Here is a 14,770-nt window from a genome sequence, read left to right on the forward strand (position 1 = left end):
TTTCTGCTTAGCGGGATAGGCAACCAACACAATTTTCACACCCCAACGTGGGCTAAATCAAAGGAGGAAAACCATAATGGCTTTCAACAAAGAGCAATTTATCGAAGACCTCAAGGGCATGACTGTTCTTGAACTTAACGAACTCGTAAAAACAATCGAAGAAGAATTCGGCGTATCAGCAGCAGCTCCAGTAGCAGTTGCAGGTGCTGGCGCAGGCGCAGCAGCTGAAGAGCAAACTGAATTCGACGTTATCCTTACTAACGCTGGATCTGGTAAAATCAACGTCATCAAAGCAGTTCGCGAATTGACAGGCCTCGGTCTTAAAGAAGCGAAAGCTCTCGTAGACGGAACTCCAGCACCAGTTAAAGAAGGCGTTTCGAAAGAAGACGCTGAAGCAATGAAAGCTAAGCTTGAAGAAGCTGGCGCTACTGTAGAAGTTAAGTAATTTTCTTCTTCCGTAGAAACAAGAGAAGCTCGCATTGCGAGCTTCTTTTGTTTTCATCTTTTACATGAGAGGGGAAGGAAACATGGCGGATCATTATTATACGAATGACCCTTCATCGAAACGAGATCCGAAGACGTGGGAATATGTCCTGCGTGGTCAAACGCTCCGCTTTACATCGGATCACGGTGTCTTTTCAAAGAACGGAATCGATTTTGGTTCACGTCTGTTGATTGAGGCATTCACGGAACCGGCTGTAGCTGGAGACATTTTAGATGTCGGCTGTGGATATGGACCGATGGGCATTGCGCTCTCGAAGTCGACAGGACGTCCGGCACACTTGATCGATGTCAATGAACGGGCGCTCGAACTAGCGGCAGACAATGCGCGCGCGAACGGTGTTTCCGTGACGACCGGTGTGAGTGACGGGTATGATGGGGTAGGCGAATCGACATTCGCAGCGATCGTGACGAATCCACCGATTCGGGCAGGAAAAACGGTCGTTCATCGTATTCTCCGAGAAGCATATGATCATCTCATCGTTGGCGGCGAACTTTGGGTCGTCATTCAAAAGAAACAAGGTGGACCATCTGCGAAGAAGTTGATGGAAGAAGTATTCGGTATGTGTGAGACAGTTACACGTGATAAAGGGTACTCGATATTTAAATCAATTCGGTCTTGACAAATCGAAGGATTTGTCGTTGACCTCATGTTGTGTCTATGATAGTATTATAAAATGCCATTGGAGTGATTTTTGGATAAGATGTTTGAAAGCAGCTGGCGTTCTCGACTACAGATGATTGAGTAGACAAGACGTCGCTTTTTTGCGCTTATCAATCAAAAAATGGCTTCAATGTTCGATATTACACCCGTCCTTCTCTATAAGAAGAAGTGGGTCTGAGAGGTGAATCAGTTGACTGGTCAACTTGTTCAGTACGGTCGTCACCGTCAGAGAAGAAGCTATGCACGTATCAGCGAAGTATTGGAACTTCCAAACTTAATCGAGATTCAAACGAATTCGTATGAGTGGTTCCTGCGGGAAGGTCTTCGTGAAATGTTTCATGACATTTCGCCGATTTCCGATTTCACAGGGAATCTCGTATTAGAATTCATCGACTACTCGCTCGGAGAGCCGAAGTATTCGATCGATGAATCGAAAGAGCGCGACGTGACCTATTCGGCACCACTACGCGTTAAAGTCCGTCTTCAAAATAAAGAGACGGGTGAATTGAAAGAACAAGAAGTCTTCATGGGTGACTTCCCGCTTATGACGGAGTCGGGAACATTCATCATCAATGGAGCGGAACGCGTAATCGTTTCGCAGCTTGTTCGTTCGCCAAGTGTTTATTACAACAATAAGTTAGATAAGAACGGTAAGCGTGGGTTCTCCGCGACAGTCATCCCAAACCGTGGTGCATGGCTCGAGCTCGAGACAGACGCGAAAGACATCGTTTATGTTCGCATTGATCGCACGCGTAAGATTCCAGTAACGGTTCTTTTACGTGCTCTTGGTTTCGGTACGGATCAGGAAATCATCGATCTTCTCGGTGATGATGAGTACCTCCGGAATTCACTTGAAAAAGATAATACGGAATCAACGGAAAAAGCCCTCATCGAGATTTATGAGCGTCTACGTCCGGGAGAGCCGCCGACAGTCGAAAACGCAAAAGCGTTACTCGTGTCGCGCTTCTTTGACCCGAAACGTTATGATTTGGCAAACGTTGGTCGTTATAAAATCAATAAAAAGCTTCATCTTAAGAACCGTCTTTTCGGTCAGAAACTTGCGGAAACGCTCGTTGACCCAGAGACAGGTGAAGTCATCGCGGAAGCAGGAACGGTCCTTGATCGTCGTATGCTCGATAAAGTCCTTCCATTCCTCGAAGGATCCGTTGGTTACATCGAAGCGACGCCTACAGGCGGCGTGACGCAGGGTGAGGCTTTCAACTTACAGTCAATCAAGGTGTTCGCACCGGACGATGCTGAAGGTGAACGCATCATCAATATCATCGGTAACGGTAACATCGATCGTGACATCAAGCACATCACGCCTGCTGACATGATTGCTGCGATCAACTACTTCTTCAACTTGTTGCATGAAGTCGGTACGACAGACGATATCGATCACCTCGGTAACCGTCGTCTCCGTTCAGTCGGTGAGCTGCTCCAGAATCAATTCCGGATCGGTCTCTCGCGGATGGAACGTGTCGTTAAAGAACGGATGTCGATTCAGGATCAGAATGCGATCACGCCACAGGCATTGATCAACATTCGTCCAGTTATCGCATCGATTAAAGAGTTCTTCGGTAGCTCGCAGTTGTCTCAGTTCATGGACCAAACGAACCCGCTTGCAGAATTGACGCACAAACGTCGTCTTTCAGCACTCGGACCCGGTGGTTTGACACGTGAGCGCGCTGGTTTCGAAGTTCGTGACGTACACTACTCGCACTATTCCCGTATGTGTCCGATCGAAACGCCAGAGGGACCAAACATCGGTTTGATCAACTCGTTGTCTTCGTACGCGAAGGTCAATGAGTACGGCTTCATCGAAGCACCATATCGTCGTGTCGATCCGGAAACGGGCGTCGTCACAGATGAAATCCATTACATGACTGCAGACGAAGAGGATCTCTACGTCGTCGCACAGGCAAACATGTTGTTGACGGAAGAGAAGACGTTCCAAGATTCACACGTCCTTTCACGTTTCCGTGGACAAAACTTGTCTGTTGAACCAGCACGTGTCGATTATATGGACGTTTCACCGAAGCAGGTTGTATCTGCCGCAACGGCTTGTATCCCGTTCCTTGAGAACGATGACTCGAACCGTGCCCTCATGGGAGCGAACATGCAACGTCAGGCCGTCCCACTTCTGAACCCGGAATCTCCGATTGTCGGTACAGGTATGGAGTACGTGTCTGCAAAAGACTCAGGAGCCGCTGTTGTTGCGAAGCACGCAGGGATCGCTGAGCGCGTTACGGCGCGTGAAATCCTTGTCCGTCGTACGACGGAAGTCGATGGCAACATCGTTGAAGGTGAACTCGACCGTTACAAAATTCAAAAATTCATCCGTTCTAACCAAGGAACGTGTTATAACCAAAAACCAATCATCAAAGCAGGCGACCCAGTCGATAAAGGCGAGATCCTTGCAGATGGTCCATCGATGGACGGTGGGGAACTTGCGCTTGGTCGTAACGTACTCGTCGGTTTCATGACATGGGATGGTTACAACTATGAGGATGCTGTCATCATGAGTGAACGTCTTGTCAAAGACGACGTCTACACATCGATCCACATCGAAGAATACGAATGTGAGTCGCGTGATACGAAACTCGGACCGGAAGAAATCACACGTGATATTCCGAATGTCGGTGATGATGCCTTGAAAAACCTCGACGATCGCGGAATCATCCGCGTCGGTGCGGAAGTCAAGGACGGCGATATCCTCGTCGGTAAAGTTACGCCGAAGGGTGTAACGGAATTGACAGCGGAAGAACGTCTTCTTCATGCAATCTTCGGTGAAAAAGCACGTGAAGTCCGTGATACATCTCTCCGTGTTCCACACGGTGGTGATGGAATCATTCTCGATGTCAAAATCTTCGACCGCGATAATGGGGACGAGCTCTCACCTGGTGTCAACCAGTTGATCCGTGCTTACATCGTTCAGAAGCGTAAGATTCACGAGGGTGATAAAATGGCGGGTCGTCACGGTAACAAAGGTGTTATCTCACGTATCCTTCCAGAAGAAGACATGCCGTACATGCCAGACGGTACGCCAATTGACATCATGTTGAACCCACTTGGGGTTCCATCACGGATGAACATCGGGCAGTTGCTCGAGCTTCACCTCGGGATGGCAGCACGTCAACTCGGCATTAAAGTCGCATCACCAGTATTCGATGGTGCGCGTGAGGAAGATGTTTGGGCAACGATTGAAGAAGCAGGTATGGATCGCGACGCGAAGACTGTCCTTTATGATGGTCGTTCGGGTGAAGCGTTCGATAACCGTATCTCTGTCGGTGTCATGTATATGATTAAACTTGCTCACATGGTCGATGATAAACTTCACGCACGTTCGACAGGACCATACTCACTCGTTACACAACAACCGCTTGGTGGTAAAGCCCAGTTCGGTGGTCAGCGTTTCGGTGAGATGGAAGTATGGGCACTTGAAGCATACGGCGCAGCCTACACGCTCCAAGAAATCCTTACAATCAAGTCGGATGACACGATCGGTCGTGTCAAAGCGTACGAAGCAATCGTCAAAGGTGAGAATGTACCACAACCGGGCGTACCGGAATCGTTCCGAGTCCTCATTAAAGAGCTTCAATCCCTCGGTATGGACGTTAAGATGATGTCTGCTGATGATGAAGAGATCGAAATGCGCGACGAAGACGAGGACAATATCCCGAACGCGACTCCAGCACTCGAAGAAGTTCAAGCGCCTGTCGCACCAGTTGTTACTGAAGAGGAATAAGCGAAAGGGAGGTCCACCCCTTGGTAGATGTTAATAGATTTGAATATATGCAAATCGGCCTCGCTTCCCCCGAAAAGATCCGTTCATGGTCTTTCGGGGAAGTGAAAAAGCCGGAGACGATCAACTATCGTACACTCAAACCGGAGAAAGACGGTTTGTTCTGTGAACGTATCTTTGGTCCAACAAAAGACTGGGAATGTTACTGTGGTAAATACAAACGGATCCGCTATAAAGGAATCATTTGTGACCGCTGTGGCGTTGAAGTCACGAAGTCGAAAGTCCGCCGTGAGCGCATGGGTCACATCGAGCTCGCAGCACCGGTTTCGCACATCTGGTACTTCAAAGGAATTCCTAGCCGTATGGGACTCGTCCTCGACATGTCACCACGTGCGTTAGAAGAGATCATCTACTTCGCGTCGTACGTCGTAACAGATCCAGGCGAATCGACACTTGAGAAGAAACAACTCCTTTCAGAGAAAGAATACCGTGCCTATCGTGAGAAGTTCGGTCGTTCGTTCACTGCTGAAATGGGTGCGGAAGCAGTTCGTAAATTGCTCCGTGACGTGGAACTCGATAAAGAAGTCGCTGCATTACGTGAAGAACTTCGTATGATTCAAGGACAACGTCGTACGCGTGCGATCAAACGTCTTGAAGTCCTCGATGCTTTCCGTAACTCGGGCAACAATCCAGAATGGATGGTGCTCGAAGTGCTTCCAGTCATCCCACCGGAACTTCGTCCGATGGTTCAACTCGATGGCGGACGTTTCGCAACGTCTGACTTGAACGACTTGTACCGCCGCGTCATCAACCGTAACAACCGTCTCAAGCGTCTCCTTGACCTTGGCGCTCCGAACATCATCGTTCAGAATGAAAAACGGATGCTTCAAGAAGCAGTCGATGCCTTGATCGATAACGGTCGTCGTGGTCGTCCAGTCACAGGACCAGGTAACCGTCCACTTAAATCACTTTCACACATGTTGAAAGGGAAACAAGGACGTTTCCGTCAAAACTTGCTCGGTAAACGTGTCGACTATTCTGGTCGTTCGGTTATCGTCGTTGGTCCGAATCTGAAGATGTATCAATGTGGTCTTCCAAAAGAAATGGCCCTTGAACTCTTCAAACCGTTCGTCATGAAAGAACTCGTCTCTCGTGGCATCGCACCGAACATCAAGAGTGCGAAACGGAAAATCGAGCGCGTTCAACCTGAAATCTGGGATGTTCTTGAAGAAGTCATCCGTGAGCATCCGGTTCTCTTGAACCGTGCACCGACACTTCACCGTCTCGGTATCCAGGCGTTCGAACCAACGCTCGTCGAAGGACGCGCGATTCGCCTTCACCCACTCGTATGTACGGCATATAACGCCGATTTCGATGGTGACCAAATGGCGGTTCACGTACCACTTTCGGCAGAAGCACAAGCAGAAGCGCGTCTTCTCATGCTCGCTGCACAAAACATCTTGAACCCGAAAGACGGTAAACCTGTTGTTACACCATCGCAGGATATGGTCCTCGGTAACTACTACCTCACGCTCGAGCGCGAAAATGCGATCGGCGAAGGTAAAATCTTCTCGACAGTGAATGAAGCGCTCATCGCTTATCAAAACGGTTATGCGCACTTCCATACACGTGTTGCGATTCCAGCCGGCGTTCTCAAGAACCCGACATTCACGGAAGAGCAAAACGAGAAATTATTGATTACAACAGTCGGTAAGTTGATCTTCAACGAGATCCTCCCAACGACGTTCCCTTACTTGAACGAACCAACGATGACGAACCTTCAAGAAGCGACGCCAGACAAGTACTTCCTTGAAAAAGGAACAGATGTTGCGGCAGAACTGAAGAACCGTCCGATCATCGACCCGTTCAAAAAAGGATTCCTTGGAAATGTCATCGCGGAAGTCTTCAAACGGTTTGAGACGACAGAAACAAGCCGCATGCTCGACCGCATGAAAAACCTCGGATTCAAACACTCGACTCGTGCCGGTATCACGGTAGGGATCGCGGACATCATCGTTCTTCCGGATAAACAAGAGATTCTTGTTGAAGCCCAGGACAATGTCGACCGCGTCATGAAATCGTACCGTCGTGGTCTCATCACAGAAGACGAGCGCTATGAGCGCGTCGTTAAATCGTGGAATGATGCGAAGGATGAAATTCAGTCTCGTCTGATGAAATCCCTCAACCGTCTCAACCCGATCTTCATGATGAGTGACTCCGGTGCCCGTGGTAACGCGTCGAACTTCACGCAGCTCGCTGGTATGCGTGGACTCATGGCCGCTCCAAGTGGACGGATCATCGAGCTCCCGATCAAATCATCGTTCCGTGAGGGTCTAACGGTACAGGAATACTTCATCTCGACACACGGTGCGCGTAAAGGTCTTGCCGATACAGCCTTGAAAACGGCTGACTCAGGTTACCTGACTCGTCGTCTCGTTGACGTCGCTCAAGACGTCATCATCCGTGAAGATGATTGTGGAACGGATCGTGGTATCCGCGTCACAGCACTCCGTGAAGGAACGGAAGAAATCGAAAGCCTTTACGACCGCCTCGTCGGCCGTACTGCATTCGAAAACGTCGTTCACCCTGAAACAGGAGAAGTCCTCGTTTCGACGAACGAACTCATCGATGAAGACATCGCGCGTGTCATCACTGACGCAGGTGTCGACAACGTTGAGATCCGTACTGCCTTTACTTGTAACACAAGCCATGGTGTCTGTAAGAAATGTTACGGACGCAACTTGGCAACAGGCAACGACGTCGAAGTCGGCGAAGCTGTCGGTATCATCGCGGCACAATCAATCGGTGAGCCAGGAACGCAGCTTACGATGCGTACCTTCCACACAGGTGGGGTTGCCGGGGACGATATCACACAAGGTCTTCCGCGTATCCAAGAGTTGTTCGAAGCGCGTAACCCGAAAGGTCAAGCGGTCATCTCGGAAATCGATGGTCAAGTCATCGATTTCACGGAATCGCGTGACAAACGTGAATTGACGGTCCAAGGACTCAGCGAAACACGCACATACACGATCCCATTCGGTTCGCGTCTACGTGTTCAGCTTGGGGACGACGTCAAAGCCGGTCAAGTCTTCACGGAAGGTTCGATCGATCCGAAAGAACTCTTGAACGTTAAAGGTGTATCCGGCGTTCAGAACTACTTGCTTCAAGAAGTTCAAAAAGTATACCGGATGCAAGGGGTTGAGATCGGTGACAAACACGTCGAGGTCATGGTTCGCCAAATGATCCGTCGCGTACGTGTCATCGAGTCTGGTGAGACTTCACTCTTACCAGGTTCGCTCGTCGATATCAGCACGTTCAAGGAAGCTTGTAAAGAAGCGCTCCGTAACGGGAAAGCTCTCGCTTCGGCGAAACCAGTTCTTCTCGGTATCACGAAAGCGTCACTTGAAACAGATTCATTCCTATCGGCTGCGTCGTTCCAAGAAACGACTCGTGTCCTTACGGATGCAGCGATTAAAGGGAAGAGCGACTACCTTCGCGGCTTGAAAGAGAACGTCATCATCGGTAAGTTGGTTCCAGCTGGTACTGGGATGTCACGTTACCGTCAGATCGATCTCGAAGTAGCTGGCGAAGCACCTGTAGAAGCCGATTCTCCGGTAGAATAAAACGCCTTGACACGCCGGTATGGCGGTGCTACTATGATATAGTGTTGCCAACCGGCTGTGTTATTTTGGAGGATATCTTCATGTCTTACAAAAAAGTAGTCGGCGCAGATTTGAAGTTTGTCGGTCAAAAGCAAACGCTCAAAGCATTGCGATCTGGCAAGGCGTCGGAAGTGATCATTGCGGATGACGCAGATGAACACGTAAAACAAGCATTGCTCGATGCGGCGAAACAAGCTAACGTTCCAGTCGTGAATGTTCCTTCTAAGCAAGAGCTTGGAAAAGCTTGTGGAATCGATGTCGCAGCAACAGCTGTTGCCATTAAGAAAGTTTGATAATGCGTTTTGTGTGGCGATGGAATGCCTGAGCCACGCAAAACGTTTCATTATGACTTTCGATGAACCACCCGGCTCGGTGGTTTTGAAATTTGTCATGAATTCAGGAAGGGAGGATCTCAAAGATGCCTACTATCAACCAATTAGTCCGTAAAGGACGTCAATCAAAAGTTGTGAAATCAGATTCGCCAGCGCTGAACAAAGGGTACAACAGCTTCATTAAAGCTCGTACTGACATCAGCTCACCACAAAAACGTGGTGTTTGTACTCGTGTAGGTACAATGACTCCGAAGAAACCGAACTCGGCTCTTCGTAAATACGCACGTGTACGTTTGACGAACACAATGGAAGTAACAGCTTACATCCCAGGTATCGGCCACAACCTTCAAGAGCACAGTGTTGTTCTTATCCGCGGCGGCCGTGTAAAAGACTTACCAGGGGTACGTTACCACATCGTTCGTGGTGCGCTTGATACAGCTGGTGTTGACGGCCGTATGCAAGGTCGTTCGAAATACGGTACTAAACGTCCTAAAGTTAAAAAATAATCTAGATATCTTAAGATATCACCTCACTATATGAAAGGAGGGACTCGGAATGCCACGTAAAGGTCAAGCAGAACGTCGTGATGTAATGGCTGATCCGATCTACAACTCTAAACTCGTTACCCGCCTTATCAACCGTCTTATGTTAGATGGTAAAAAAGGTACTGCTCAACAAATCTTATACAAAGCTTTCGAAACTATCGCTGAACGTTCAGGTCGCGATGCAATGGAAGTCTTTGAAGAAGCGATGAACAACATCATGCCAGTTCTTGAAGTTAAAGCACGCCGTGTAGGTGGAGCTAACTATCAAGTTCCTGTCGAAGTTCGCCCAGAGCGTCGTACGACACTCGCACTTCGTTACCTCGTGAACTACTCACGTCTCCGTAACGAAAAAACTATGGATGCGCGCCTTGCTAACGAAATCATGGACGCTGCAAACAACACTGGTGCTTCTGTTAAGAAGCGCGAAGATATGCACAAAATGGCGGAAGCGAACAAAGCGTTTGCTCACTACCGCTGGTAATTCCGAAAATCACCACCTCATGCATGCCATTTTTAATGGAATTATGAGGTGGCTTTCGGGTATAGTCATGACGTGTGGCAACACACGACCACTAAACTAAAATGCGAAAGGAGAATGTTTAAAGATGGCAAGAGAATTCTCCCTTAAGAACACTCGTAACATCGGGATCATGGCTCACATCGATGCTGGTAAAACAACAACGACTGAGCGTATCCTGTATTACACGGGTCGTATCCACAAGATTGGTGAAACGCACGAAGGTGCTTCACAAATGGACTGGATGGAGCAAGAGCAAGAGCGTGGGATCACGATTACATCGGCAGCAACAACTGCTCAATGGAAAGGTAACCGCGTAAACATCATCGATACACCTGGACACGTAGACTTCACAGTTGAGGTTGAACGTTCACTTCGCGTACTTGATGGTGCGGTAGCAGTACTTGACGCTCAGTCTGGTGTTGAGCCACAAACTGAGACAGTATGGCGCCAAGCTACAACTTACGGCGTACCACGTATCGTTTTCGTTAACAAAATGGATAAAATCGGTGCAGACTTCTTGTACTCGGTCGGAACGCTTCGCGAACGCCTCCAAGCGAACGCACACGCGATCCAAATTCCAATCGGTGCGGAAGATGAATTCAAAGGAATCATCGACCTCGTTGAACAGAAAACATACATGTACGGTAACGATCTTGGAACTGACATCGAAGTGACTGACGGTTTCCCAGCTGATCTCGCTGATCAAGCTGAAGAACTCCGTGGATCATTGATCGAAGCAGTTGCGGATTACGAAGAAGAATTGATGATGAAATACCTCGAGGGTGAAGAAATCACAATCGACGAGTTGAAAGCGGCTATCCGTAAAGCAACTTTGACAGTTGACTTCTATCCTGTACTCGTAGGTTCGGCATTCAAGAACAAAGGTGTTCAGCTTATGCTTGACGCAGTTCTCGATTACCTCCCATCACCAATCGACGTAAAAGCGATCTCAGGTATCGACATGGATACGGATGAAGAAATCGTGCGTGAGTCTTCGGACGAAGCACCATTCTCTGCACTCGCGTTCAAAGTCATGACTGACCCTTACGTCGGTAAATTGACATTCTTCCGTGTGTACTCTGGTACAGCTTCGGCAGGATCGTACGTTAAAAACTCAACAAAAGGCAAACGTGAGCGTCTTGGACGTATCCTTCAAATGCACGCAAACAGCCGTGAAGAGATCCCGATGGTATACGCGGGTGACATCGCTGCAGCTGTAGGTTTGAAAGATACGACTACTGGAGATACGCTTTGTGCAGAGAAAGACAACGTCGTTCTCGAATCAATGACATTCCCAGAACCAGTTATCTCGGTCGCTATCGAACCAAAAACGAAAGCTGACCAAGATAAAATGGGTCAAGCCCTCGCTAAGCTTGCTGAAGAGGATCCAACGTTCCGCACTGAAACAAACCCAGAGACTGGTCAAACGATCATCTCAGGTATGGGTGAGCTTCACCTCGACATCATCGTTGACCGTATGCGTCGCGAGTTCAAAGTCGAAGCAAACGTTGGTGCTCCACAAGTAGCTTACCGTGAAACGATCCGCCAAGCGGCGAAGATCGATTCGAAGTTCGCTCGTCAATCTGGTGGTCGTGGTCAGTATGGTCACGTCGTCGTAGAATTCGAGCCGAACGAAGAAGGCGCTGGCTTCGAGTTCAACAACAAAATCGTCGGTGGTGTTGTTCCACGTGAATACATCCCAGCGGTTGAGCACGGAATCGAAGAAGCACTTCAAAACGGTATCCTTGCTGGTTACCCGGTCGTTGACGTAAAAGCTTCACTCGTCTTCGGATCGTACCACGATGTCGACTCAAACGAGATGGCATTTAAAGTTGCGGCTTCAATGGCAGTCAAACAACTCAAAGATAAGAGCGGCGCTGTTATCCTTGAGCCAATGATGAAAGTTGAAATCGTCATCCCAGATGAATACATGGGAGACATCATGGGTGATGTTACATCACGCCGTGGTCGCGTAGAAGGTATGGAAGCACGCGGTAACGCTCAAGTTGTCCGTTCAATGATTCCACTTTCTGAAATGTTCGGATACGCTACTGGTCTTCGTTCACGCACACAAGGTCGCGGAACGTACTCGATGCACTTCGATCACTACGAAGAAGTACCGAAATCAGTTGCGGAAGAAATCATCAAAAAAGCAAACGGCTAATCCTTCACAGGTTGTCACGCTTTTATGATTAGTGTAAGCTAAGGAAGGTGTACGTTATCTTACGACTCACCTTCCTAGTTATAAAAAATTATTAGACACATAGAGGAGGAATTCAGAATGGGTAAGGAAAAATTCGACCGTTCTAAACCGCACGTTAACGTTGGTACAATCGGCCACGTCGACCACGGTAAAACAACTTTGACAGCAGCTATCTCAGCTGTACTTGCAAAATCACAAGGTAAAGCTGCAACTAAGTTTGACCAAATCGATGGTGCTCCAGAAGAGCGCGAGCGCGGTATCACAATCGCAACAGCTCACATCGAGTACGAAACAGACAAACGCCACTATGCACACGTTGACTGCCCAGGTCACGCTGACTATGTTAAAAACATGATCACTGGTGCTGCACAAATGGACGGCGCGATCCTCGTTGTTTCTGCAACAGATGGTCCAATGCCACAAACACGTGAGCACATCTTGCTTTCACGTCAAGTAGGTGTTCCTTTCATCGTAGTATTCATGAACAAAGTTGACATGGTTGACGACGAAGAGCTTCTTGAGCTCGTCGAAATGGAAATCCGTGAGCTTCTTTCTGAGTACGACTTCCCAGGTGATGACCTCCCAGTTATCCAAGGTTCTGCTCTTGGCGCGCTTAACGGCGAAGCTAAATGGGAAGAAAAAATCATGGAACTCATGGCAGCTGTCGATGAGTACATCCCAGAACCAACTCGTGACACTGAAAAAGACTTCATGATGCCAGTTGAGGATGTCTTCTCAATCACTGGTCGTGGTACAGTTGCTACTGGCCGCGTTGAGCGTGGAGTTCTTAAAGTCAACGACGAGATCGAAATCGTTGGTCTTCACGAAGAAACTAAAAAATCAGTATGTACTGGTGTAGAGATGTTCCGTAAGCTTCTTGACTATGCTGAAGCTGGCGACAACATCGGTGCTCTTCTCCGTGGTGTATCACGTGACGACATCGAGCGTGGACAAGTTCTCGCGAAACCAAACACAATCACACCACACAAAAAGTTCAAAGCGCAAGTTTACGTTCTTTCTAAAGAAGAGGGTGGCCGTCACACGCCATTCTTCGCGAACTACCGCCCGCAGTTCTACTTCCGTACAACTGACGTAACTGGTATGGTTCAACTTCCAGAAGGTACTGAAATGGTTATGCCTGGGGACAACATCGAAATGACTGTTGAACTCATCGCACCAATCGCTCTTGAAAAAGAAACTCGTTTCTCAATCCGTGAAGGTGGCCGTACAGTAGGCGCTGGATCAGTTACAGAAATCGTTGAGTAATTTTTAAGACAAAGGTCTTCCGTCTCCCGTGGCGGAAGACCTTTTTTCATTTCTTTGAAAACAGTCTTGCAACATGGTCTGACATCTTATATACTGAGGAAAGTGTTTGTGCGAGTGGTGAGAGACTTGAATACATATTCTATTTTATTAGTGCTTGCATTCTTGCTGGTGATTCAGTATGATAGAATATGTTGGTCACAAACACAACGCGATGAAGCGGGAGGTTATGACACACCAGGCGGCATTGCCATGGCTAGTGTGGAAATTTCCGCGGAGAATGTCTATTTACGAAATAGGCGAAAAGGAGGGAAATAACATGGCAAATGAAAAAATTCGGATCCGTTTGAAAGCATACGATCACCGCGTGCTTGATCAATCGGCTGAGAAGATTGTCGACACAGCAAAACGTTCAGGTGCTACTGTATCTGGTCCGATCCCACTCCCAACGGAGAAAGCGGTCTACACAGTACTTCGTGCCGTTCACAAGTACAAAGATGCTCGTGAGCAGTTCGAAATGCGTACACACAAACGTTTGATCGACATCGTTAACCCAACACCGAAAACTGTTGATGCGCTTATGCGTCTCGAACTTCCATCGGGCGTTGACATCGAAATCAAACTTTAATTTTTCTTCTATAGATAGTTGATACTAGCCAGAAGATCAAAATCATTCAATATTAGGAGGTGTATCTCATGGCTAAAGGAATCTTAGGAACTAAACTCGGTATGACACAAATCTTCAACGAGTCAGGTGAAGTCGTCCCTGTTACTGTCGTTTCAGTCGAAGGTAACGTTGTTCTTCAATTGAAAACAACGGAAGTTGACGGTTACGAAGCAGTTCAACTCGGCTTTGGTGATATCAAAGAAGGTCGTCAAAACAAACCGCAAAAAGGTCACGCTGCGAAAGCAAACGCGACACCTAAGCGCTTCATTAAAGAAATCCGTACATCAGTAGCAGATTTCGAAATCGGTCAAGAGATTAAAGCAGATACTTTCGCTGCAGGCGAAATGGTTGATGTAACAGGTACGTCGAAAGGTAAAGGTTTCGCTGGTGCAATCAAGCGTCACAACCAATCACGTGGTCCAATGGCTCACGGTTCGCGTTACCACCGTCGCCCAGGTTCAATGGGTCCTGTTGCTCCTAACCGTGTATTCAAAGGGAAATTGCTCCCTGGACGCATGGGTGGAGAGCAAATCACTGTTCAAAACCTTGAAATCGTAAAAGTTGATGCAGAACGCGGCTTACTCCTCGTCAAGGGTGCTATCCCAGGCGCACGTAAGAGCCAAGTTGTCATCAAAACTGCGGTTAAAGGCAACTAATCCGTTTGCAAG

The 14,770-nt window shown here is 48.1% G+C and carries 11 protein-coding genes; all 11 read left to right on the forward strand.

Going from position 1 to position 14,770, the window contains the following annotated elements; translation table 11 throughout:
* The first annotated feature begins 76 nt into the window (after positions 1-76).
* The 11 genes from rplL to rplC all read left to right on the forward strand — a co-directional run bounded on the left by rplL (position 77) and on the right by rplC (position 14,758).
* Positions 77-445 (forward strand): 50S ribosomal protein L7/L12, encoded by a 369-nt coding sequence (rplL, locus tag VJ374_RS00625; protein WP_023466613.1) that lies wholly within the window; start codon positions 77-79, stop codon positions 443-445.
* Between the two features lie 82 nt (positions 446-527).
* Positions 528-1,124: a class I SAM-dependent methyltransferase gene (locus tag VJ374_RS00630; protein WP_035413150.1), complete on the forward strand. Its 597-nt coding sequence runs from the start codon at positions 528-530 to the stop codon at positions 1,122-1,124.
* Positions 1,125-1,355: 231 nt separating this feature from the next.
* Entirely contained in the window at positions 1,356-4,913 is a 3,558-nt protein-coding gene (rpoB, locus tag VJ374_RS00635) for a DNA-directed RNA polymerase subunit beta (RefSeq protein WP_035399374.1), read from the forward strand.
* Between the two features lie 20 nt (positions 4,914-4,933).
* A complete protein-coding gene (gene rpoC, locus VJ374_RS00640; RefSeq protein WP_056064898.1) occupies positions 4,934-8,533 on the forward strand; it encodes a DNA-directed RNA polymerase subunit beta' in 3,600 nt (1,199 codons plus the stop codon).
* Between the two features lie 80 nt (positions 8,534-8,613).
* Positions 8,614-8,865 carry a ribosomal L7Ae/L30e/S12e/Gadd45 family protein gene (locus VJ374_RS00645; protein ID WP_023466620.1) on the forward strand — a complete coding sequence of 84 codons (252 nt, stop codon included), beginning with the start codon at positions 8,614-8,616 and terminating at the stop codon, positions 8,863-8,865.
* Positions 8,866-8,990: 125 nt separating this feature from the next.
* Positions 8,991-9,410: a 30S ribosomal protein S12 gene (gene rpsL, locus VJ374_RS00650; RefSeq protein WP_023466621.1), complete on the forward strand. Its 420-nt coding sequence runs from the start codon at positions 8,991-8,993 to the stop codon at positions 9,408-9,410.
* 49 nt (positions 9,411-9,459) lie between these two features.
* On the forward strand, positions 9,460-9,930 hold the full coding sequence (gene rpsG, locus VJ374_RS00655) for a 30S ribosomal protein S7 (RefSeq protein ID WP_023466623.1): 471 nt from the start codon (positions 9,460-9,462) through the stop codon (positions 9,928-9,930).
* A gap of 124 nt (positions 9,931-10,054) precedes the next feature.
* The gene (fusA, locus tag VJ374_RS00660; protein ID WP_050677142.1) at positions 10,055-12,133 is read left to right on the forward strand and encodes an elongation factor G; all 2,079 of its coding nucleotides are present in this window, start codon (positions 10,055-10,057) and stop codon (positions 12,131-12,133) included.
* A gap of 117 nt (positions 12,134-12,250) precedes the next feature.
* Positions 12,251-13,438 (forward strand): elongation factor Tu, encoded by a 1,188-nt coding sequence (gene tuf / locus VJ374_RS00665; protein ID WP_056064893.1) that lies wholly within the window; start codon positions 12,251-12,253, stop codon positions 13,436-13,438.
* 316 nt (positions 13,439-13,754) lie between these two features.
* Positions 13,755-14,063: a 30S ribosomal protein S10 gene (gene rpsJ, locus VJ374_RS00670; protein ID WP_029343090.1), complete on the forward strand. Its 309-nt coding sequence runs from the start codon at positions 13,755-13,757 to the stop codon at positions 14,061-14,063.
* A 68-nt stretch (positions 14,064-14,131) separates the two neighbouring features.
* A complete protein-coding gene (gene rplC, locus VJ374_RS00675) occupies positions 14,132-14,758 on the forward strand; it encodes a 50S ribosomal protein L3 (protein ID WP_023466629.1) in 627 nt (208 codons plus the stop codon).
* Positions 14,759-14,770: the final 12 nt, after the last annotated feature.

The organism is Exiguobacterium sp. 9-2 (assembly GCF_036287235.1).
In the GTDB taxonomy this organism is placed as follows: domain Bacteria; phylum Bacillota; class Bacilli; order Exiguobacteriales; family Exiguobacteriaceae; genus Exiguobacterium_A.

Coding starts and splice junctions, on each gene's coding strand:
- rplL (WP_023466613.1), top strand. CDS start 77: ATGGCTTTCAACAAAGAGCAATTTATCGAAGACCTCAAGGGCATGACT.
- rpsG (WP_023466623.1), top strand. CDS start 9,460: ATGCCACGTAAAGGTCAAGCAGAACGTCGTGATGTAATGGCTGATCCG.
- rpsJ (WP_029343090.1), top strand. CDS start 13,755: ATGGCAAATGAAAAAATTCGGATCCGTTTGAAAGCATACGATCACCGC.
- VJ374_RS00645 (WP_023466620.1), top strand. CDS start 8,614: ATGTCTTACAAAAAAGTAGTCGGCGCAGATTTGAAGTTTGTCGGTCAA.
- VJ374_RS00630 (WP_035413150.1), top strand. CDS start 528: ATGGCGGATCATTATTATACGAATGACCCTTCATCGAAACGAGATCCG.
- rplC (WP_023466629.1), top strand. CDS start 14,132: ATGGCTAAAGGAATCTTAGGAACTAAACTCGGTATGACACAAATCTTC.
- fusA (WP_050677142.1), top strand. CDS start 10,055: ATGGCAAGAGAATTCTCCCTTAAGAACACTCGTAACATCGGGATCATG.
- rpsL (WP_023466621.1), top strand. CDS start 8,991: ATGCCTACTATCAACCAATTAGTCCGTAAAGGACGTCAATCAAAAGTT.
- tuf (WP_056064893.1), top strand. CDS start 12,251: ATGGGTAAGGAAAAATTCGACCGTTCTAAACCGCACGTTAACGTTGGT.